Genomic DNA, 21,838 nt, shown 5'->3' on the forward strand with positions numbered 1-21,838 from the left:
CTCATAGATACTGCACCTTGTTGATGCCGTTGAGGGCCTCGAAGTAGATCTCGTCGGGGTTCAGCCGGCGTAGGTCTTCAGCAAGGCATTCCCGAGTCTCCCTGCGCCCCAGGGGAACCAGAGCGTCCGGCCGGGCGGTCCGGCTTATCGTGGCTATTACCCCGTCTTGAGGCCGGCTCAGGGTGATGGTTTCGGTTTCGCGCACCAACTCGACTTTCAGCTCACCGACCGCGCGGCGCACCGGCACGTCGATCCTGCTGGCCAGCCAGCCGGCCAAGAGGTCCAGCGCGGGCTCGGTCTGCAAACCGGAAACCAGCGCCGAGGTGATCGGCTCGTACGGCGGCCGGTCGAGCGCCGAGGTGAGCAGCGCCCGCCAGTAGGTGATACGGCTCCAGGCCAGATCGGTGTCGCCGGGTGTATATCCCGGCAAACGGCTTTTGATGGTCGACAGTGGGTCGGCGCTATCGGTCGCGTCAGTGATGCGCCGGATTGCCAACTTGCCCAACGGGTCTTGAGCCGGAACCGCCGGGGCGCTGCCAGGCCACCATGCCACCACGGGGATGTCGGGCAGCAGGAAGGGCATGACGACGCTGTCGGCGTGAGCGGAGAGCGGCCCGGACAGCCGGAGCACGACGACCTCGCCGGCGCCGGTGTCACGACCGACTCGCAGCTGGGCGTCCAGTCGTGCGTCGGCGACCTCCGGGTCGGAAGTCAGTACGACGATCACGCGGCTGGGGTGCTCGTGGCTGGCAAAGTTTGCCGCCTCGATGGATTCCTCGACCAGGGTGTCGGTGTTAGGCGCGATGATCAGGGTCATCACCCGGCCCATCGTCACCGCGCCGACTCTCGCGCGTAACTGGTCCAGCCTTTTGTTGACCGCGGTGGTGCTGGTGTCCGGCATGTCGATAATCACCGGCGCCGCTCCTTCTCATCGCTGGGCTCTGCATCGTCGCGGCGCGAATCACCGGCGCCGCTCCTTCTCATCGCTGGGCTCTGCATCGTCGCGGCGCGAATCACCGGCGCCGCTCCTTCTCATCGCTGGGCTCTGCATCGTCGCGGCGCGAATCACCGGCGCCGCTCCTTCTCATCGCTGGGCTCTGCATCGTCGCGGCGCGAATCACGGCCGGCGCCATTCCCGGCCGGTACGGCGCAAGATCTCGAAAGACGATGCCGGGCCCCAGGTTCCGGCCTCATACGCGTCGGGTTTGCCGTGCGCCGCCCAGTAGTCGAGAACAGGATCGATTATCTGCCAAGCCAGCTCGACTTCTTGGTTGACTGGGAAGAGGGACGGCTCACCGAGCAGCACGTCGAGGATAAGCCGTTCGTAGGCCTCCGGAGAATCTTCGGCGAATGCCGAGCCATAGGAAAAGTCCATGGTGACATCGCGCACTTCCATTGCTGTGCCAGGCACCTTGGACCCGAACCGCAGCGTGACTCCTTCATCGGGCTGTACTCGGATCACCAGGGCGTTGGCGCCAAGCTCGTCGGTCATGGTCGCATCGAACGGCAGATGGGGAGCGCGCTTGAAGACCAGGGCTATCTCAGTGACCCTGCGGCCGAGTCGTTTTCCGGTGCGCAGATAGAACGGCACCCCGGCCCAGCGACGGGTGTTCACTTCCAGCGTGATGGCCGCGAACGTCTCGGTGGTGGAGTCTTTCGAGAACCCTTCCTCGTCGAGCAGCCCGACCACTTTCTCGCTCCCTTGCCAGCCCGCCGTGTACTGGCCGCGACTAGTGGTCTCCTCCAGCGGCTGTGCGAGCTGGGTCGCCGAGAGCACTTTTATCTTTTCGGTTTGCAACTCGGCCGGCTGGAAGCTCACCGGTTCTTCCATCGCGGTCAGTGCCAGCAACTGCATCAGGTGGTTCTGGATGACGTCGCGCGCAGCGCCGATGCCGTCATAGTAGCCCGCCCGTCCCTCGAGCCCGATGTCTTCGGCCATGGTGATCTGCACATGGTCGACGTAATGGGCGTTCCAGATCGGGTCGAAAAGCTGATTGGCGAACCGCAGCGCCAGGATGTTCTGCACCGTCTCCTTGCCCAGGTAGTGGTCGATGCGGAAGACCGATTCCTCTGGAAAGACGGAATTGACCACTTTGTTGAGTTCTCGCGCGCTCTGCAGATTGTGGCCGAAGGGTTTCTCGATGACCACCCGGCTCCATCGGTCGTTCTGCGCGCGGGCCAGCCCGGATCTGTGCAGCTGCTGGCACACCAGCGGAAAGGCTTTGGGTGGGATCGCGAGATAAAAGGCGTGGTTACCACGCGTGCCGCGCTCGGCGTCGAGCTTCTCCAACGTTTCAGCGAGCCGCGAGAATGCGCTGTCGTCATCGAAGGTGCCTTGCACGAACCGGATGCCCTCGGCCAGCCGATCCCATATCACCTCACGAAATGGGGTGCGGGCATGTTCCTTGACCGCTTGGTACACCTCGGCGCCGAAGTCCTCATGATCCCATTCCCGGCGGGCAAAACCCACCAGGGCGAACCTGGGTGGCAGCAGGCCCCGGTTGGCCAAATCGTAGATGGCCGGCATCACCTTTTTTCTGGCCAGGTCCCCGGTGACACCGAAAATCACGACACTACATGGGCCAGCGATCCGGGGAAGCCGCTTATCTCGCTTGTCGCGCAACGGGTTACGCCACTGAGCGGCGGTTGCCGTGGATTGGCTCCGGATGCCGGCGGAGCTCATTTGGCGGCAGAGTTGAGCTGGGCGCCGGTTTCCCTGAGCAGTTCCTCCCAAGACGCGACGAACTTCTCCACGCCCTCGTTTTCCAGCACGGTGAACACGTCGGGCAGCTCGATCCCAACAGCGCGCAGCTCGTCGAACAACTGCTGCGCCTCGGCGGCACGACCGCTAACGGTGTCGCCGGTGATGACACCGTGATCGGCTACCGCGTCAATGGTCTTCTCCGGCATGGTATTGACCGTGTTGGGGGCGACCAGCTCGGTGACGTAGAGCGTGTCGGGATAGTCGGGGTTCTTGACGCCGGTCGACGCCCACAGTGGCCGCTGCGCCCGAGCGCCATAAGGCTTCAGCTTTTCAAAGCGACTGCTGCCAGTGAACACCTCCTGGTATGCCGCATATGCCAGCCGGGCGTTAGCCACCCCGGCCCGGCCCCGCAGAGCCAATGCCTGCTCAGTGCCAATCTTTTCCAGCCGATTGTCGATCTCGGTATCGACACGGGAGACGAAAAACGATGCTACGGAGTGAATGCTAGCCAGATCGTGTCCAGCCTCCCGGGCGTTTTCCAAACCGCTCAGATAGGCGTCCATCACGGCGCGATAGCGTTCGACGGAGAAGATCAGCGTGACGTTGACCGAAACTCCTTCGGCCAGCACCGCGGTGATCGCCGGAAGACCGCGCGGGGTCGCCGGGATTTTGATGAGCAGATTGGGCCGGTTGACGATCTTCCACAGCTCGACCGCTTGTTGGGTGGTCCTGTCGGTGTCGTGTGCCAGCCGAGGATCGACCTCGATGGATACCCGCCCATCCACGCCGTCGGAGGACTGCCATTGGGGCTTGAGCACATCGCAGGCCATGCGCACGTCATCGGTCGTAACGGTGCGCACCGCGGCGTCCACGTCAGCGCCGCGCTCGGCCAGCTCCGCCATCTGAGCGGCGTAAACGTTGCTTTCCGCCAGCGCTTTCTGAAAAATCGTGGGATTACTGGTGACGCCGACAACACACTTGGTGTCGATCATCTCCTGCAGGCCGCCGGACGTGATTCGCTCCCGGGACAGATCGTCCAGCCAGACCGATACGCCTGCGGCACTCAAGGCGGCCAGGTTGGGATTTTGACTCATAGCGGTGCCCTTCGTCGTGCGGATTCCTATGTTGCCAGCCGCTCAGTTGTCTAGTGCCCGTTCGGCAGCGGCCGCGACAGCCTCTGGGGTGAAGCCGAATTCCCGGAACAACGTTTGATGATCCGCGGACTCGCCATAGTGTTCGATGGACACGATCTGCCCGGTGTCACCGACCCACTTGTGCCAGCATTGCGCCACACCGGCCTCCACGGCGACGCGCGCCGAGACCGCCGGCGGCAGCACACTGTCCTGGTACTCATACGGCTGAGACTCGAACCACTCCACGCAGGGCATCGACACCACCCGGGCGATAATATCCTTATCTTGCAAGAGTTTTTGTGCCGCGACGGCGATCTGCACCTCCGAGCCGGTCGCGATCAATATGACATCGGGCTCGGGGCCACCGCCATCGCCGAGGACGTAGCCGCCGCGCGCAACGCCTTCGGCGCTGGTGCCGTCCAGCACGGGGACTGCTTGCCGCGTCAAGATCAGCCCGACCGGACCGCTGCCGTTACTGCGGGCGAGGATCGCGCGCCAGGCATAGGCGGTCTCGTTGGCATCGGCCGGCCGCACCACCGACAAGCGGGGGATGGCGCGCAGCGCCGCCAGGTGCTCGATCGGCTGGTGGGTCGGGCCGTCCTCGCCGAGGCCGATGGAATCATGTGTCCAGACGTAGATGGTGTCGATGTCCATCAGCGACGCCAGCCGCACCGACGGGCGCATGTAGTCCGAGAACACCAGGAATGTGCCGCCGTAGGCACGAGTCGGGCCGTGCAGCACGATGCCGGACAGGATCGCGCCCATTGCGTGCTCCCGAACACCGAAGTGCAGCACGCGGCCATACCAGTTGGCCGTCCACTCCTTGGTGGAGATCCCCGGCGGCCCGAACGACTCCGCGCCCCTGATGGTGGTGAGGTTGCTCTCAGCCAGGTCGGCCGAACCGCCCCACAGCTCAGGCAGTTTCGGCCCCACCGCGGCAAGCACCGCTCCGGACGCTTTTCGGGTGGCGACCGGCTCGGAGCCCGGTCGCCAGTTCGGCAATTCCGCGTCCCAGCCGTCGGGCAGCTTTTTCGCCATCAGCCGGTCCAGCAGCTTCTTGCGCTCGGGTTCGCGCTGGGCCCACGCGTCGAAATCGGCCTGCCAGCGTTGGTGCGCCTGCCTACCGCGGTCGACTAGCTTGCGGGTGTGGGCCAGCACATCGTCGCTGACCTGGAACGTCTTACCTGGGTCGAATCCGAGAACTTCTTTGGTGGCGGCGACCTCTGCCGCACCCAGGGCCGCGCCATGCGCCTTTCCGGTGTTCATCAGGGTCGGCGCGGGGTAGCCGATGATCGTGCGCAGCTCGATGAACGACGGCCGGTCGGTGACGGCTTTCGCGTTGGCGATCGCCTCTTCGATGCCGGCCACATTCTCGCCACCCGCCACCTGTTGCACATGCCAGCCGTAGGCGCGGTAGCGGGCGGCGGTGTCCTCGCAGAGCGCGATCGCGGTGTCATCCTCGATGGAGATCTTGTTGTTGTCGTAGAACACGATGAGGTTGCCGAGTTGCTGGACCGCGGCCAGCGATGACGCCTCCGAGGTCACTCCCTCCTCGATATCGCCGTCGGAGGCGATCACGTAGATGTAGTGGTCGAACGGGCTGGTGCCCGGGGCGGCGTCGGGGTCGAACAGGCCGCGTTCGTAGCGTGATGCCATCGCCATCCCGACCGCCGATGCCAGGCCCTGCCCAAGCGGCCCGGTGGTGATCTCCACCCCCGGGGTATGCCGGTACTCCGGGTGCCCGGGGGTCCGTGATCCCCAGGTCCGGTATGACTCGATATCGGACAGCTCCAGGCCGAAACCGCCGAGGTAGAGCTGGATGTAGAGCGTCAGGCTGCTGTGCCCTGCCGACAAGACGAGCCGGTCGCGACCCAGCCAGGTGGTGTCGCTGGGGTCGTGGCGCATCACCCGCTGAAACAGCGTGTATGCCAGCGGGGCGAGGCTCATCGCGGTCCCCGGATGCCCGTTACCGACTTTTTGCACCGCGTCGGCTGCCAGCACGCGACAGGTGTCAACTGCCGCGGAGTCGACGTCGGTCCAGTCGTCGGGATGATGCGGGCGGGTCAGCGCGGAGATGTCTTCGAGCGTGGTCACAACCTGAGTCCTCACGTCGGCACAGTTGGTTTATCCCCACCCTAATGCGGCGGTCCAGCTAGCCGCGGGCCGAGGTTGGGGCGGATCACGGTGTGCCGCCGCCAAAACGGTGCGCCCATCCTGTCCGCGACGCCGCGGCGGCTGCCGGCAATTCGGAGAAACCAGACCCTCGCGGGCCGTTCCCGCGATCCCCGTCTACCATCGTCTGTAGTAGTTGCTGCGCGCTGCTGCGACCCGAGGAGTTGTTGCGTGAGCGTTCGCGGGCGCGAAGCGCCGAGCCTGGAAATCGGACGTGCCGGGCGAGAATGCCGGTCCGGGCGGGGGTGGGGGTATCGCTCGCCCGGGGAGGCGGGCCGGGCACTCCGGCGGGTGCTACTGGCATACGTCGCGCTGACCAAGCCCCGGGTCATCGAGCTGCTGGTGGTCACCGCGATTCCCGCGATGTTGCTCGCCGAGCGCGGCACGGCGCGGCCGCTGCTGATCGTCAACACCCTGATCGGCGGGATGCTGGCCGCCGCGGGCGCCAACACACTCAATTGCGTGGCCGACGCGGACATCGACAAGGTGATGACGCGCACCGCGCGCCGGCCGCTGGCGCGCGCCGCGGTGCCCACCCGAAATGCGCTGGTGTTCGGGGTGGTGTTGAGTGTCGGCTCGTTCGCGTGGCTGTGGTGGTTGACCAACCTGCTGTCGGGACTGTTGGCGGTGGCCACCATCGCGTTCTATGTGTTCGTCTACACGCTGGTGCTCAAGCGGCGCACCCCGCAGAACGTCGTGTGGGGCGGGGCGGCCGGGTGCATGCCGGTGATGATCGGCTGGTCGGCGGTCACCGGCACCATCGGCTGGCCGGCGCTGGTGATGTTCGCGATCATCTTCTTCTGGACGCCGCCGCACACCTGGGCCCTGGCCATGCGTTACAAGGACGATTACAAAGCGGCGGGGGTTCCGATGCTCCCGGTCGTGGCCACCGAGCGTCAGGTCACCAGGCGGATCATGATCTACGCCTGGCTGACGGTGCTGGCGACGCTGGTGTTGTGCCTGGCGGCCGGATGGTTGTACGCGACGCTCGCCGTGGCGGCCGGAGCGTGGTTTTTGACGAGGGCCCACCAGCTTCACGCCGGGGTTCATCGTGGGGAGCCGGTGAAACCGCTGCGGCTTTTCCTGCAGTCCAATAACTACCTTGCGGTGGTGTTCTGCGCGTTGGCGCTCGACTCGGCGCTGGCGCTGCCCACCCTGCTGGGCGGCTGAGCGCGTTCAGCGCTGCGGATACCCCCTACCCCGATACCGTCTTGTTCGCGGCCGCGGCGTGGTATTGAATGCGCCACGTGGCCCCCTCAGCCGTGGTTATCAGCCGAATCACCCTGCGAGTGGCCGTGCCTGCGGCCACCGTGTCATGGCATGGGGCGGCCGCACTATGACCGCGCCAATCTGGATGGCCTTTCCGCCGGAGGTGCATTCGGCGTTGCTGTCCAGCGGGCCGGGGCCGGGATCGTTGCTGGCGGCGGCCGGGGTGTGGAACTCGCTGAGCGCGGAATACGCTTCCACGGCCGAGGAGCTCAGCGCGATCCTGGCGGCGGTGCAGGCCGGCGCGTGGCAAGGCCCCAGCGCGGAGTCGTATGTGGCCGCCCACGTGCCCTATCTGGCGTGGCTGATGCGGGCCAGCGCGAACAGCGCCGCGGCGGCGGCCGGCCATGAGACCGCTGCCGCCGCCTACACCGCGGCACTGGCCGCGATGCCCACTTTGGCGGAGCTGGCCGCTAACCATGCGACCCATGCGGTGCTGGTGGCGACGAATTTCTTCGGCATCAACACCATTCCCATCGCGCTCAATGAGGCCGACTATGCGCGGATGTGGGTGCAGGCGGCCACCACGATGAGCACCTATCACGCGGTGTCCACCGCCGCGGTGGCGGCGGCGCCGCAAACCGATCCGCCGCCTCAAATCCAGAAGAGTAGTAGTAATAGCAGTGCGGGTTACGGCCAAGGCGTCCAAACCGGCCCCAACGGCCAGACCGGGGCCAGCTTTGGCGGCAAGGGCAACCCGTCACAGGGGATACTGCCCATTATCGATAATGACGCCGGTAACCCATACGATCTGAGTTGGTGGATCAATCGATTCCTCGAGGGTCCCTTGACCCTGAAGAGAGACATCGGATTGATTTTGCACAACCCTGCTCAAGGATTTACCCAGCTGTGGTACGACATCCAGGGAGTGCTGCTCGATGAGTTCGGTCACTTCCTCCAGGTCATTCAATACTTCCCCGAAACGACGACGCTGCCGTTCGTCGTGCCGGCCGGAACCGGGGGAGGCATCGCGGGCGTGGGTCTAACCGGGTTGGCTAGCATCCAGCCCGAGGCTGTCGTGGCCCCCGCCGTGGCAGCCGCACCGATGCCCGCGGCCCCGAGTGTGGCGGCGGCTGCTAGCCCCGCCCCAATGGGCGCGGTGGCCGCGGCCCCCGCCTCGGTGCCGGCGTCGGCGCCCGCGGCTAGCACCGTCGTTAATGCCACGCCGGCGCCTCCGCCGCCGCCCACAGCCGCGGTCAGCGTGGGTTTTGCGCCGCCCTACGTCGTCGGCCCACCGGGTATTGGGGTCGACTCCGGGATGAGCGCCAGCGCCAGCTCCGGCGCGAAAAGGAAGACGCCGACGTCCGAGGCGGCCGCGGCGGCGGCCGCGGCCGCCGCCCGGGAGCAGGCGCGGGCGCGCCGGCGCCGGCGTGCGAAGCGGCGGGGGCACGGTGACGAGTTCATGGATATGAATATCGAGGTCGACCCGGACTGGGGCGCGCCGCCGGATGGGAGGCCAGCCGTCCCTACGGCGGCCTCCGACCACGGTTCGGGAAATCTGGGGTTCGTCGGCGCTGGGCGCACGGAGTCGTTCGGGCAGGCGGCCGGTTTGCTCACCCTGCCCGGCGATGCGTTCGGCGCGGGCCCGGTGACACCGATGGTGCCGGGTACTTGGAAGGATGGGGAGCCCGCCGGGGAGGGCGAAGGGGGCAGCTGAGGGATTGCATGCCGGGGCTCGGGTGAGCGGTCGACAGGAAAGGCGGTGCGGCGAGGTTGTCTGGATGCCCGTATTCCGCGGTTGATGGTCGGACAGCCGGTCCGTCAAGGCGGCGTTGATCGGCTGCATGGCCCGGATCGCCGGACTGGGGCTTTGGGCGATGGCCCTCGGATCATGGGCTACGCGACTATCGCGCTGACACGTTAACTGGCGGGCGGCCCACCCCGTATCACCAAAATTCATGCAGCGGACGGTGACCTGGCTAAGCGCCCCCAGCGCGGGTATTGCGATGCTTACGAGGAGTGTTCGAGTAGCTGGCGCGCAAAGGACCGAGCTGACCTTGTCCCACCGCCGCCGTTTGAAAGTGTGGCTTGACAGGAGGCTACCGTCGAGTTGTCGCTAGCCTGGTTGCTTCACCCTCTGACGGTCGCGGCCTTCCTCGACGACTTTTGGGGGGTGACGCACTGCCACGTCAAGCGTTGCCGTGCGGGCTACTTCGATAGCCTGCTGCCCGGGGTGTCGGCGGTCGAGGACCTCCTGGGGTTGTTTCGGTCGGAGCCGTCGGCGGTGCGCCTGGTGAGAGGGAGCGAGAAAAAGGGCTCGGACGCTTACCGGCTTGGCGATGGCACTCTCGATCTCGTCGGTGTCCATAACGATTTCGCCGACGGCTACACGATCGTCCTGGATAACGTCGAGCGGTACGCCCGCGCGGTCGCCTCGTTGTCTCACTCCATCGAGGTCGAGCTGAACTTCGCCACACAAGTCAATGCCTACCTCACTCCCCCTGGGTCACAAGGCTTTCTGCCCCACTACGACGACCACGACGTGTTGATCCTGCAGATCCAAGGATCCAAGAACTGGCATTTGTACGACACCGTGGTACCACCGCACGAGATGCGCCGCCAGGTGCCGGTCGACAAGGCCCGGCTCCCGTCGCCGACCGACCTGTGCCTGGAGGCCGGGGACGTGCTGTATCTGCCACGCGGGAAAGTTCATGTGGCCGAGACAACCTCGCGGTCATCCGTTCACTTGACCGTCGGGATCCACGCGCCGACCGTGTTCGCGCTAATCGCGCGGGCGCTCGACTCGCTTGGCTTTCGTGACGAGCGCCTCCACGCCCAGCTGCCGCCGCGGCATCTCGATGATGCGGACGCCCGCGCGAGTGTGAGCGTGCTCGTGCGCGAGATAGCTCGGGCCCTCGAAGAACCCAGCGTCATCGCGGACGGCCTCGACGCCCTGGCGGATGTCTTGGTCCACCGCGGCCGATGCCCGCCGGTCGCACACGCGATCTCCAACGCCGCCGGAATAGACGGACAAACCCTGGTCAGGAAGTACCAGCCGCTGTATTCGCGGGTGACGGCGGATGCCGGCGGTGTGGCCCTGCATTTTGCGCAATTGGTCATAAACGCCGGTCCCGACCACAAAGCGGCGATGCTGTTCGTCTCCCGTAGTACGCAGCCGTTTCGGGTGTGCGAGCTGCCGGGGCTGCGTGCGGAGCAGCAGATAGAGCTGGCCCGAACGCTGATGGTGAGCGGATTCCTTGTCCGGCTGCCCGACGGTCGAGAGAGCCAGCCGTCCGCATGAGCCGAAGCAGCACCCAATGCCGTGACAATCCGGTTGCCCGGATGACTGCTATGGCCGCGGCGCTTGGCGCGTCGGGATGCGACCGGTCGGTGTGATGGAACTCGCCGATCTCGCCCGCTGGACACCGGTCAGGGTCGATTTTTCCGGGCCCGCCCCGGCCGTCGATTGGGCCGATCTTTCCGAGGAGCGATTCGTCGAGCCGTTTTTCGACCAAACGGTCGTCCGCTGGGTGTCCGGCCCCCGTGCCCGGCCGCTGGTGCGGACTGGGCTTGACGCGCTGGTCGCCCTCGATGGCGAGCCCTCGCTTGAGCCGGCGGGCATCATCTTTCACCTCTCACGGTGCGGGTCTACGCTCGTGTCGCGGCTTTTGGGCACCCTTCCCGGCGTGGTCGTCCTCGCCGAGCCCACACCCCTTAACGCGCTTCTTGGGCTTGATCCCGGCCGGGTCGACGAGGCCACCCTGGCCGGGGTTGTGCGGTTACTGGTGCGGGCGCTCGGCCGACGCCGGCACGGCGACGAACGGCGGCTGGTGCTCAAATGCTCCAGCTGGAACATTCGCCGCCGGGGAGTCCTGGCCGCCGCCTTCCCGGAAACGCCCTGGATCTGGGTCCAGCGCGACCCGGTGCGCGTGCTGGCTTCGCTACTGGCCGAGCCGCCGGGCTGGCTTGGGCTGCAAGCCACGCCCACTCGGGCCGCGTGGCTGTTCGGGCTTGATCCGGCCGCTGTTTCGGCCATGGCACGCGCGGAGTTCGCGGCCCGTGCGCTCGGCGCGATGCTGCAGGCGGCGGCGGACGATCCGGTTGGGCGCCTCTGCATCGATCACGCCGACCTGCCCGCCGCGGTTTGGCGGCGCGTGGCCTCGCATCTTGGGCTCGAAACCGATCCAGCGGCAATCGGGCGCATGATCGAGGAGTCCCACTTCTATGCCAAGGATCCCGCGGGGCGGGTCTTTGCCGGCGACGACCCGGATCGGCGCCCGGTGACCGACGCGATGCGGGAGGCCGCCCGGCGCTTCGCCGAGCCGGGCTATCGTGCGCTCGCGTCACAGGCATAGCGCGGGGCTCTCGGCGAGACCGGCTTAGCTGCGTCACCGTGGCGTCACCGTGCACGGATGTCTCCTCCGCCAACTGTAACGGTATCGGGCGGGCCTAACGGGCTTCGGCCCATCAGGACCGCGGCTACGGCGCGTCGTCGTCTTCGTCGTTGTGCCGCAGTTTTTCGGGGTGGTGGTAGGTGTTGGTGCGGGGTTGACTGTGCCCGACACGCTTGGTTGAGCCGCGCGCAATGATAGAAGCGCGCGCGTTCGGGTGGTCGCTCGGCCGCGGAGCCGCTGAGCGCAGGAGTATCGAAAATGAAATTGCCTGTCACCATCGATCCGCGATTGCACGACGCCGTGATCTTCGATCGCGGCGTTGTGTTCCCGTGCGGAGGGGAAGAGGCGCTCGCATCGGCGGTAGCCCTGGCGCGCAAGCTGCGGCAGGCGGGCGTTGCGGCGGCCGTCTACTGCTCCGGTGGTGATGTCGGGCAGGCGCTGCGAGCAGCAGGCGTCGTCGAGGTGTTCGCCGGGTGTGCCGGTGGCACCGGCGGGGCCGGGCTTGCCGCGCCGCCCGAGCCGGCCGGCTTGCTGTGCGCCGCCGAGAAGCTGGGGGTGGCCGCGGAACGCGCGGTGGCCCTGGAGGGCGACGGTGCCGGCGTTGCGGCTGCTCGCGAGGCCGGGTTTGCCGTGGTCATCGGTGTCGACGTCGACGGGCATGCCGACGAGTTGTTGGGATGTGGCGCCGACGCGGTGGTACCGGATCTCGCTGAGGTCGAGGTCCGCACCGGGGACAAGCGCCTGTCGGCACGCCCGAACGCGCTGGATGCCTACGGTCAGCTGATCGGCGTCGTCGCCGGCCGCCGGCCTTTGGTCTGCCTGGACTATGACGGCACCTTGTCAGAGATCGTGGCGGACCCCGCTGCGGCCACCCTCGTCGACGGGGCCGCCGAGGCGTTGCAGCAGCTGGCTGCCCAGTGCCCGGTCGCAATCCTCTCCGGCCGCGATCTGGCCGACATCCGTGAGCGCGTCGGGCTGGCCGGGATCTGGTACGCCGGCAGCCATGGCTTCGAGCTGATCGGCCCGGACGGCAGCGCACACCACAACACGGCGGCGAGTGCCGCGATACCCCTGCTGGAAAGCGCGGCGGCGGCCTTAAGCGATGCCCTCAGCCCGGTCCCGGGAGTTCGGGTCGAACACAAGCGATTCGCGGTCGCGGTGCATTACCGCAATGTCGCAACCGAGCAGGTGGGTGAGGTGATCGCGGCCGCACACCGGATCGGGAAGCAGCATGGCCTTCGAATCACCAACGGCCGCAAGGTGGTCGAACTGCGGCCCGATATCGACTGGGACAAGGGCACCGCGCTGGGCTGGATTCGCGATCGCATCCCTCAAACCGGCCGGGTCATCCCGATCTATATCGGCGACGACCTCACCGACGAGGATGCGTTCGATGCGATTCGACTCAGCGGCATTGGAATTGCCGTGCGCCACGACGAGGACGCCGACCGCCCGACAGCGGCCGCCTTCACCCTGAGAAACCCCACCGAAGTGCGCGATTTCATCCACCGCGGCGGCAACTGGCTGGCATACGAGCAGCAAACATACACCCGGGCATGGACCTACACTTTCGAAGGCTATGACCCTGCGACCGAAAAGCTGCGTGAAGCGTTGTGCACGGTCGGTAACGGCTATTTCGCCACCCGCGGGGCTGCACCGGAATCTAAAGCCGGCCAGGTGCACTACCCGGGAACCTACGCCGCCGGCGTGTACAACCGCCTGCATGACCTGATCGGCGGCACCCGGGCGGAGCACGAAAGCCTGGTGAACTTGCCCAACTGGCTGCCGCTGACATTCCGCGTCGACGGCGGCGACTGGTTTGATGTCGATGCCGTGACATTGCTGTCCTACCGCCAGAGCCTTGACCTTCGCACCGCGGTGCTGAGCCGGGAACTGCGCTTTCGCGACGAAACCGGGCGTATCACGTCGGTCACCCAAGAGCGGTTCGTGTCGATGAGCCAGCCGCACGTCGCCGCCATGCAGATGACGATCGTCGCCGAGAACTGGTCGGGGACAATCGAAATCCGGTCGACCATCGACGGCAACGTCCGTAACGGCCTGGTGGAGCGATACCGCGAGTTGGCCAGCAACCACCTGCACCGGCTGGAGAAGCGCGCGCTCTCGGAGAAGTCGGTGCTCATGACCGCGGAAACGTCGCAGTCACAGATCCCGATCGCCGTTGCCGCAGGAACCAGCGTGTGGCACCGTGCCAGCCCGGCGCCGGCGACGTACCGGCTCATCGATGAGCAGTTCGAGATCGGCCACCAGATCTTCACCCGGCTGGTCCAGGGTGAGCCGCTGAGCGTGGAGAAGATCATCACCCTGGTGACCGGGCGGGACGTCGCCACGTCGCATCCGGCCGAGGGCGCCGAGCGCAGGCTGTGTCGCCAGGGACGGTTCGCCGAGATCCGGCACGGCCACGAGCTGGCCTGGGCGCATCTGTGGGAGCGGCTGTCGATCGAACTCGACGGCCACCCCGACGAATTGCGGATCCTGCGGTTGCATCTGCTGCACCTGCTGCAGACCGTGTCGCCCCACAGCGCAGACCTCGACGCGGGGGTGCCGGCCCGCGGGCTGCACGGCGAGGCATACCGGGGGCACATCTTCTGGGACGAGCTGTTCATCTTCCCGGTGCTGAATTTGCGGCTGCCCCACGTTACCCGGGCGCTGTTACGGTACCGGTATCGACGGCTGCCGGAGGCCCGTGGCGCCGCCAAGCTGGCCGGCTATCGCGGCGCCATGTACCCATGGCAATCCGGCAGCGATGGCCGTGAGGAAAGCCCGACGCAGCACCTGAACCCGCGATCCGGCCGGTGGCTGCCCGATGCTAGCCACCGCGCACATCACATCGGTATCGCGGTGGCTTACAACGTGTGGCATTTCTATCAGGCCACCGGCGATCTGGCGTATCTGATCGACTACGGCACCGAGATGCTGGCCGAGATCGCCCGGTTTTGGGTTAGCAGGACAACCTACGATCCCGAGCGGGATCGCTATCACATCAACGGCGTCATCGGACCGGACGAATTCCACTCCGGCTACCCAGACCGCCCGTACGACGGTGTGAACGACAACGCGTATACGAATGTGATGGCGGTCTGGGTGATCCTGCGGGCAATCGAGGCTTTCGAGTTGATCCCGTTGCCCAACCGGCTGGATCTGCGCGAGCGGCTCGGACTGACCGATCAGGAGCTCGCGCAATGGGATCACGTCAGCAGGCGCATGTTCGTTCCCTTCCACGACGGGGTGATCAGCCAGTTCGACGGCTATGAGCAGCTCGAAGAGCTCGATTGGGACGCCTATCGGCACAAATACGGCAACATCCAGCGCCTGGACCGCATCCTTGAAGCCGAGGGCGATGATGTCAATCGATACCGGGCCTCCAAACAGGCCGACGCGCTGATGCTGCTCTACCTGCTCTCATCCGACGAGTTGCGCGACCTGCTTGGCCGGCTGGACTACCACCTGAGCCCCGGCCAGATTCGCAATACCGTCGACTACTACCTGGCCCGCACCTCGCACGGATCGACGCTAAGCGGGGTTGTGCACGGGTGGGTGCTGGCTCGGGCCAATCGTCACCGCGCGATGGAGTTTTTCCAGCAGGTGCTGAAATCCGACGTCGCCGACATCCAGGGCGGCACCACCTCCGAGGGCATCCACCTCGCGGCGATGGCGGGCAGCGTCGACCTGATGCAACGCTGCTTCACCGGCCTGGAGATACGCAGCGACCGCATGGTGTTGTCTCCACAATGGCCAGAATCCCTTGGTGTCCTGGGTTTTTCGATTCGCTACCGCGGTCAGAACCTACACCTGCGAATCAGTGGGAAGGGCGCGGAGATCAGCGTGGATCCCCAAGACGTGCCGCCGGCCGAGATCGAATGCCGGGGACGGGTGGAACGGCTGACCCCCGGGCGTGTCATTAGGTTCTCGTAGCCCCTTTTGGAGTCCCTTTTGCAAGCCCTTTTGCAGCCCTTTTGCAGGCGCCGGCCGCGAAAGTGCATCGCCCGACGCGTTGCTCGAGTGATACCGTCGCCGTCCGCACTTTCGCGGCCCGGAATCGCTAAACGGCTAAGCCGGCAACAACACCAGGGCGCCGATGGTCGTGCGCTCGCCCAGATCTCGGTGCGCCCGGGCGGCCTCCGCCAGCGGGTAGCTGGCGCCGACGGTGACGGTAAGCTCTCCCGAGCCGATCATGTCCAGCAACTCACCTGCCCGCCAGCGAAATTCCTCTCCGGTGCGGGTGAAGTCGGCAAGCTTCGGCCGGGTCAGATAGACCGACCCGGCGGTGTTGAGCCGTTGCGGGTCGACCGGGGGGACCGGACCGCTGGCGGCACCGAACAGGGCCAGCGTGCCACGTATTGCCAGGCTGGCCAGGCTGGCGTCGAATGTGGTGGCGCCCACCCCGTCGTAGACGACCCGCACGCCCTGGCCATCGGTGAGTGCGCGCACCCGGGCGCCGAACTCGTCGGGTCTGGCCGGGTCGGGGTACGGCAGCACCTCGCTGGCACCGGCTTGGCGGGATACCTCGGCTTTTGCGTCCGTCGACACCGTGGTGATCACCGTCGCGCCCAGGTGTGCGGCCCACCGGGTCAAGATCAGTCCAACCCCGCCCGCGCCGGCGTGCACCAGCACGGTGTCGCCCCACTGCACCCGATAGACCGATTTCAGCAGGTAATGCGCGGTCAGTCCCTTCAGCAGCACCGCCGCCGCCTGGGACGGATCGATGTCCTGCGGCACTTTTGCTGTGAACTCTGCTGGGGCGGTTGATAATTCCGCATATGCACCGGACGCGTTGGCGGTCACGACCCGTTCGCCGGGGAAAAACCCTGTCACGCCCTCACCGACCGCGACGACCGTGCCACAGACTTCCATGCCGGGAATAAACGGCACCTCGCGCGGATATTGCCCGGAACGGAAATAGGTGTCAATGAAGTTGATGCCGATGGCTTCGGCCTTGATCAGCAGCTCACCGGCGGCGGGCGACGGGTCGGGCCGCTCGACGTAGCGCAGAACGTCGGGCCCACCGTGTTGGGTCACTTCGATTGCGTGCATCTGACTATCATGCCCGCACATGAAACTCGCCCGGCCCGACCTATTCCACCCGCGCATCGTGTTGGCGGGCCCCGGTAAGGATGCCTCCCCGGGAAAAGCCGGATGGCCCGGTCAGGTGCGCTCGGGGGAGGACGAGGGGGAGGACGCGGGCCTGGTCGGCGCGTTGCGCAGGCGCGGGCTGCAGGCGCGCTGGCTGCCCTGGGATGATCCCGCCACCGAGCACGCCGACCTGGTGATCGTGCGGGCGACCGGGGGCTATCGGCAGCGGCTGGAGAGCTTTCTGGCCTGGACCAGACGCGTCTCGCATCTGCTCAACGCGCCCGATGTGATCGCCTGGAATGCCGACGAGCGATACCTGGGCGATCTCCAGCGGGCCGGAGTGCCCACGGGCGGCGCACCGGAGGCGTGCAACCCGACCGCGCTGGTGTTCCTCTGCGGCGGTCAGTCGCACGCGTTCGCCGGGGATTCGCCGGTCGAGCCGGATTTCGAGCTTTGGGACGTGGGTCGGGCCGCCCTGGCGGCGGCCGCCGATCACCTCGGGATCCGCACCGGCGCCCTGCTCTACGCCCGGGCCGACGTGACCGGCGACCCCGGCGAGGCGAGGCTGGTGAGCCTGGATGTGATCGCGCCGTCGCTGGGCTGGGGGCTGCTGGATGGCGGCGCGCGCGAGGTCGGCCAGCGGCAGTTCGCGCTCTGCGTCGAGTCAGCCCTGGAGCGGCTGGGGCTGGGCCCGTTCTCGCATCGACGCCCATAGCGCCGCGGTGGCCGCGGTGCACAGCACCGCGCCCGCGACGTGCAGGGCGACCAGCGCGGGCGGCACGCCGGTGAAAAACTGCGCGGTCCCGATCAGCGCCTGCCCGCAGACCAGCACCACCAGCACACCCAGTCGCAGCAGCACCGACCGGGGGGCGCGCACGGCCCGCAAGCCGAAGCCCAGCCCGACCAGCAGCGCGAGATAGGCGACCAGCAGCGACGAATGCAGGTGCACCAGCGTGGTGATATCGGCCCGCAACCGTGGCACCGTCCGGGTGGCGCTGCGGTCGCCGGCGTGCGGACCGGCCCCGGTGACCAGCGTGCCGGTCACCAGCACCGCCGCCAGCGTCATCGCGCTGAGCGCGGTGAGTCCGCGCAGCGGTGTGACAACCAGGTGGCGGATGACCCCGTCGTCGGGCTGGCCGATCTTCACGTAGAGCAGCACGGCGAGCCACACCATCGTCATCGACGCCAACAGGTGCACCGCCACCGTCCACCACAGCAGCCCGGTGCGCACGGTGACGCCGCCGATCACGGCCTGCACCACGGTGGAGGCCGGCATCAGCCACGCGTACCACAGGACTTCGCCACGCCGGCGGGCCCTGGTGACGGCCAGCACCGCAAGCACCGCGGCGATGACCACGGCGAAGGTGATCATCCGGTTGCCGAACTCGACTACCTGATGAACGCGCGGCACCTCCGCGACCGCCACCGGGGTAAAGCTGCCCGGAAAGCATTGCGGCCAGGTCGGGCACCCCAGCCCGGAGGCGGTGACGCGGACGATCGCGCCGGTGACGGCGATGCCGCCCTGGGTCAGGATGACGGCCGCGGCGATGCAGCGCTGCACGCGCAGGCTGGGGTTGGGCAGCAGGTCAACCAACCGCCGCAGCGGGCGCCCAGCGGGCATTGCCCGATCGTAGGTCACCATCAACGACATACTGTAGTAGGGATTTCAGGCGAACCGGAACCAGCGCAGCGCGGCCAGCGCGGCCAGGAGGCCCCAGGCCGCCAGGACCACGACACCGAACCAGTCGACCGAGAGGGCCATCGCCTGTGACAGCGCTTCGGTGAAGGCGCCCGCCGGAGTCAGCAAGGCCGCCCACGTGACCGCCTTCGGGAGCACGGTTGTCTCCAGGGTCAGCGCGCCGGATCCGGCGAAGACCAACCCCAGCAGGTTCCCGATCGCCAGGACGATCTCGGCCCGCAGGGTACCGCCCAGCAGCAGGCCGAGGGCGGCGAAGCCCCCGGTGCCCAGCGCGATGATCACCGCGCCTAGCGCCAGCCCTGCCGGCTCGGGCCGCCACCCTAGCGCAAAACCGATGCCACCCAGGATGATTGCCTGCAAAAACACCACAGCGACCATCGCCAGCGCCTTGCCGGCGATGATTCCCCAGATCGGCAGCGCGGTGGCGCCCAAGCGTTTGAGCGCGCCGTACCGGCGGTCGAACGCAACCGCGATGGCCTGCGCGGTGAACGCGGTGGAGATCACCGCCAGCGCCATGACCACCGGGACGAAGGTCGCGGCGCGGTGCGGACCGAACGAGCCGACCGGCAGCAGCGTGAGCCCGACCAGCAGCGTGATGGGCACGAACAGGGTCAGCAGCAAGTATTCGCCGTTACGCAGCAGCAGCTTTAACTCCAGGGCGGATTGCGCGGCGAGCATCCGGGGCACCGCGTTGGGGCGCGGGTCGGGCGTGAAGGTGCCCACGGTGAATCGGGAATCAGGTGTCATTGCCGCAGCTCCCGACCGGTCAGCTGCAAAAACACGTCCTCGAGGCTGCGCTGCTCTACCCGCAGACCGGTGACCAGCACGTCGAGCCGTGCGCACCATGCGGTGACCGTCGCCAGCACGTGCGGGTTGATCGGGCCCTCGACGAGGTATTCACCCGGCGTCACCTCGGTGACCCGGTAGTCCCCGGGCAGGGTCGAACGCAGCGAGGACAGGTCAAGGCGCGGCGGCGCGGAAAACCGCAGTTCATCCTTGGCGCCGGCGCGCATCAGCTCCGCCGGCGTTCCCGCCGCCACCACCGCGCCGTGGTCGATGATGACGAGGCGGTCGGCCAGCTCCTCGGCCTCCTTGAGCTGGTGGGTGGTCAGCAGCACCGTCACCCCGTCGCGGCGCAGCGCGTCGATCAGCTCCCACACCAACACCCGGGCGTGTGCGTCCATGCCCTCGGTGGGCTCGTCGAGAAACACCAGTTCGGGACGCCCGACCAGGGCGCAGGCCAGCGCAAGGCGCTGCTGCTGCCCGCCGGAGAGCCGCCGATAGGTGGTGCGCGCGGCTTCGGTGAGACCCAGGGTGGCCATCAGCCACTGCGGGTCTAGGGGGTTGGCGGCGTAGGCGGCGACCAGGTTGAGCATCTCGCCGGCCCGCGCCGTGGGGTAACCCCCACCGCCCTGCAGCATCACCCCGATACGCGGGCGCAACCGCGCGTTGTCGGTGATCGGGTCCAGCCCGAGCACCTCGATGGTGCCGGCGTCGGGGCGGATGAAACCCTCGCACATCTCGACCGTCGTCGTCTTGCCGGCGCCGTTGGGGCCCAGCAGGGCGAACACCTCACCGGTGTACACGTCGAGATCAAGATCGCGGACCGCGGCCACGGATCCGTAGTGCTTGCACACCCCGCGCAGTCTCACGGGGATGTTCGCGGCCCGGCTCACGGGACATCAGCGTAAGCGTCCGGGCGCGGCCGCCGGCCGGCGGGCATCGGCGGCGGGCGCCGCCTCAGCCCTGCCCCCCGCAAGCCGCTCGTGGCCCCCAGGCGGGAGTGGCCGCCACGGCAGCCGGGTGTAGGTCAGGGCGAAAAGCACCAGCATCACGATGGTGCTGGCCGCGGTGGCGTCCAAGATCTGAAACAGCGCGAAGCGGTCACCGTTCGCGGTGGGGCCGAAGACACCGGCGACGAAGGTGGCGCCGATCGCCGCCCTGCGGAAACCCGGCCGGGTTGCCCAGGCGGCCAGCGGGATGATCGCCCACAACAAATACCACGGCTGCACCACGGGAAACAACAGCACCGTGGCGCCCAGCGCCACACCGAGGCCCCCGACCGGGTGCAGCCGCCCGCGGAGCACCAGCCACAGCAGCCAGCCCACCATGACCGCGAGGATCGCCACCCCGCCGGCACGGGTCAGCGACAAGATCGCGGTGGTGTGATCCCCCAAGCCCAGCAGAATCCCGGCCTGACCGGTGGCCAGGGCGAGCAGCGTCGGCGGCGACATCCAGCTGCGCACGACGTTGGCGGTGCCCAGGGTGTAGATCCAGCCGAAACCAAGTCCGCTGGCCCAGCCCACAACGGCCATCACCGCAACCGACACGCCTGCCAGCGCGACGCAGACCACCCCGGCTGTCGGCAGGCGTCCGCCCCGGCGGTGCGCCAGCGCCATCGCCACAAATCCCAGCGCCAGCAGCGACGGCAGCTTCACCTGCGACGAGAGCGTGATCAGCACCGCCCCCATCAGCAGCATGCCCGCCGGGGCCCGCCGGGACCAGCTGTGCCGGCCGGGCCCGCCCGGCACCCTCGGGAAGTCTCCTCCGGCGTCCAGGCCGCGCAGCGCGAATTCGGTGCCGGTCAGCATCAGACCGAGCATCAGCGCCTCGTTGTGGATGCCGGCGACCAGGTGCATGATCAGCAGGGGGTTAGCTGCGCCCAGCCACAGCGCGCTGACTTCCGCCACGCCGCAGCGCTGGGCCAGCCGTGGCGTTGCCCACACGATAAGGCCCACGCCGAGCAACACCAGCACCCGATGACAGAGCACCGCCGCGACGATGTTTTGCCCGGTCAGCGCCGATATCCCGCGCCCGATCCACAAGAACAACGGGCCGTAGGGCGCCGGCGTCTCGCGCCAGAGGCTCGGCACCGAAAGGGTGAACACGTGGTCGAGTCCTAACGCCGAGGCCGGGCCCACCCGGTAGGGGTCGAGCCCCAGCCGGGAGATCTGGCTTTGCGCCAGGTAGGAATAGACGTCTTTGCTGTACATCGGCGGCGCCGCCAACAGCGGCAACGCCCACAGCAATAGGGTGCGGTCCAGCTCGCCGCGCGACATTCGTCGGGGGCCCAGCGCGAACCGGCCCAGCATCAGCCACGCCAGCGCCATCATGACCGCACCGGTCGTTGTCATCGTCAGCGCCACCGTCTGGATCCGCGACGGCAGGTTGAGCAGCCGGACCCCGAACGTCGGATCCTGGACCACCGGCCTGGCCCCGGCGCCCAGCGCGCCGATCGCCATCAGGACCGTTCCGCTGGCGCCGAAAAGGCGGGTGCGCCGAACCGCGAGTAACTCGGCCGCGTCCAGCGGCGCGGTGACCGTCGCTTCCTCACCGTGCCAGCTGGCAATCGACGAACTCAGCGGATGGCGGCGGGCTGCCATCCCAGCAGCGTAACCGCCACCCGGGCGGCCCCCGGTGTGACCGGCGCAACGGTCAC

Annotated in this window: 14 protein-coding genes and 1 pseudogene; 6 read left to right on the forward strand and 9 right to left on the reverse strand. The window is 67.4% G+C overall.

What is annotated here, in order from left to right; all coding sequences use genetic code 11:
• Position 1: 1 nt before the first annotated feature.
• From opcA to tkt, 4 genes are all read right to left on the reverse strand, one after another.
• A complete protein-coding gene (gene opcA, locus MSM1_RS14320) occupies positions 2-913 on the reverse strand; it encodes a glucose-6-phosphate dehydrogenase assembly protein OpcA (protein WP_213443391.1) in 912 nt (303 codons plus the stop codon).
• 204 nt (positions 914-1,117) lie between these two features.
• Positions 1,118-2,683 carry a glucose-6-phosphate dehydrogenase gene (gene zwf, locus MSM1_RS14325; RefSeq protein WP_213443393.1) on the reverse strand — a complete coding sequence of 522 codons (1,566 nt, stop codon included), beginning with the start codon at positions 2,681-2,683 and terminating at the stop codon, positions 1,118-1,120.
• Positions 2,680-3,798, reverse strand: a complete 1,119-nt coding sequence (gene tal / locus MSM1_RS14330) for a transaldolase (RefSeq protein WP_213443396.1) — start codon at positions 3,796-3,798, stop codon at positions 2,680-2,682. The genes zwf and tal overlap by 4 nt, the downstream gene beginning before the upstream one ends.
• A 42-nt stretch (positions 3,799-3,840) precedes the next feature.
• The gene (tkt, locus tag MSM1_RS14335) at positions 3,841-5,931 is read right to left on the reverse strand and encodes a transketolase (RefSeq protein ID WP_213444454.1); all 2,091 of its coding nucleotides are present in this window, start codon (positions 5,929-5,931) and stop codon (positions 3,841-3,843) included.
• A gap of 249 nt (positions 5,932-6,180) precedes the next feature.
• On the opposite strand from tkt, the gene MSM1_RS14340 reads away from it, so the two are divergent.
• From MSM1_RS14340 to otsB, 5 genes are all read left to right on the forward strand, one after another.
• A complete protein-coding gene (locus MSM1_RS14340) occupies positions 6,181-7,179 on the forward strand; it encodes a heme o synthase (protein WP_307857399.1) in 999 nt (332 codons plus the stop codon).
• Between the two features lie 166 nt (positions 7,180-7,345).
• Positions 7,346-8,932, forward strand: a complete 1,587-nt coding sequence (locus tag MSM1_RS14345; protein ID WP_213443398.1) for a PPE family protein — start codon at positions 7,346-7,348, stop codon at positions 8,930-8,932.
• Between the two features lie 408 nt (positions 8,933-9,340).
• On the forward strand, positions 9,341-10,516 hold the full coding sequence (locus MSM1_RS14350; protein WP_236056393.1) for a cupin domain-containing protein: 1,176 nt from the start codon (positions 9,341-9,343) through the stop codon (positions 10,514-10,516).
• Positions 10,517-10,592: 76 nt separating this feature from the next.
• A complete protein-coding gene (locus MSM1_RS14355) occupies positions 10,593-11,570 on the forward strand; it encodes a hypothetical protein (protein WP_213443402.1) in 978 nt (325 codons plus the stop codon).
• A 297-nt stretch (positions 11,571-11,867) separates the two neighbouring features.
• Positions 11,868-15,542, forward strand: coding sequence for a trehalose-phosphatase (gene otsB / locus MSM1_RS14360; protein WP_213443404.1), 3,675 nt, complete (start codon positions 11,868-11,870; stop codon positions 15,540-15,542).
• A gap of 135 nt (positions 15,543-15,677) precedes the next feature.
• Here the strand turns inward: otsB and MSM1_RS14365 are convergent, their stop codons facing one another.
• Positions 15,678-16,661 carry a quinone oxidoreductase gene (locus tag MSM1_RS14365; RefSeq protein WP_213443406.1) on the reverse strand — a complete coding sequence of 328 codons (984 nt, stop codon included), beginning with the start codon at positions 16,659-16,661 and terminating at the stop codon, positions 15,678-15,680.
• Between the two features lie 19 nt (positions 16,662-16,680).
• Between MSM1_RS14365 and MSM1_RS14370 the strand changes: the two genes are divergently transcribed.
• Positions 16,681-17,415, forward strand: coding sequence for a hypothetical protein (locus MSM1_RS14370; RefSeq protein WP_213443409.1), 735 nt, complete (start codon positions 16,681-16,683; stop codon positions 17,413-17,415).
• Here the strand turns inward: MSM1_RS14370 and MSM1_RS14375 are convergent.
• The 4 genes and pseudogenes from MSM1_RS14375 to mptB all read right to left on the reverse strand — a co-directional run bounded on the left by MSM1_RS14375 (position 17,365) and on the right by mptB (position 21,782).
• Positions 17,365-18,321 (reverse strand): heme A synthase, encoded by a 957-nt coding sequence (locus MSM1_RS14375; RefSeq protein ID WP_213444458.1) that lies wholly within the window; start codon positions 18,319-18,321, stop codon positions 17,365-17,367. The two genes, MSM1_RS14370 and MSM1_RS14375, sit on opposite strands and share 51 nt — an antisense overlap.
• A gap of 45 nt (positions 18,322-18,366) precedes the next feature.
• Positions 18,367-19,146, reverse strand: coding sequence for an ABC transporter permease (locus MSM1_RS14380; protein ID WP_213443411.1), 780 nt, complete (start codon positions 19,144-19,146; stop codon positions 18,367-18,369).
• A complete protein-coding gene (locus MSM1_RS14385; protein WP_213443413.1) occupies positions 19,143-20,075 on the reverse strand; it encodes an ABC transporter ATP-binding protein in 933 nt (310 codons plus the stop codon). Before MSM1_RS14385 ends, MSM1_RS14380 begins: the two co-directional genes overlap by 4 nt.
• A pseudogene (gene mptB / locus MSM1_RS14390) lies at positions 20,072-21,782 on the reverse strand (polyprenol phosphomannose-dependent alpha 1,6 mannosyltransferase MptB). Before mptB ends, MSM1_RS14385 begins: the two are co-directional and overlap by 4 nt.
• Positions 21,783-21,838 lie beyond the last annotated feature (56 nt).

Origin of the sequence: Mycobacterium sp. SM1 (assembly GCF_018361265.1) — a bacterium.
Classification (GTDB): domain Bacteria; phylum Actinomycetota; class Actinomycetes; order Mycobacteriales; family Mycobacteriaceae; genus Mycobacterium.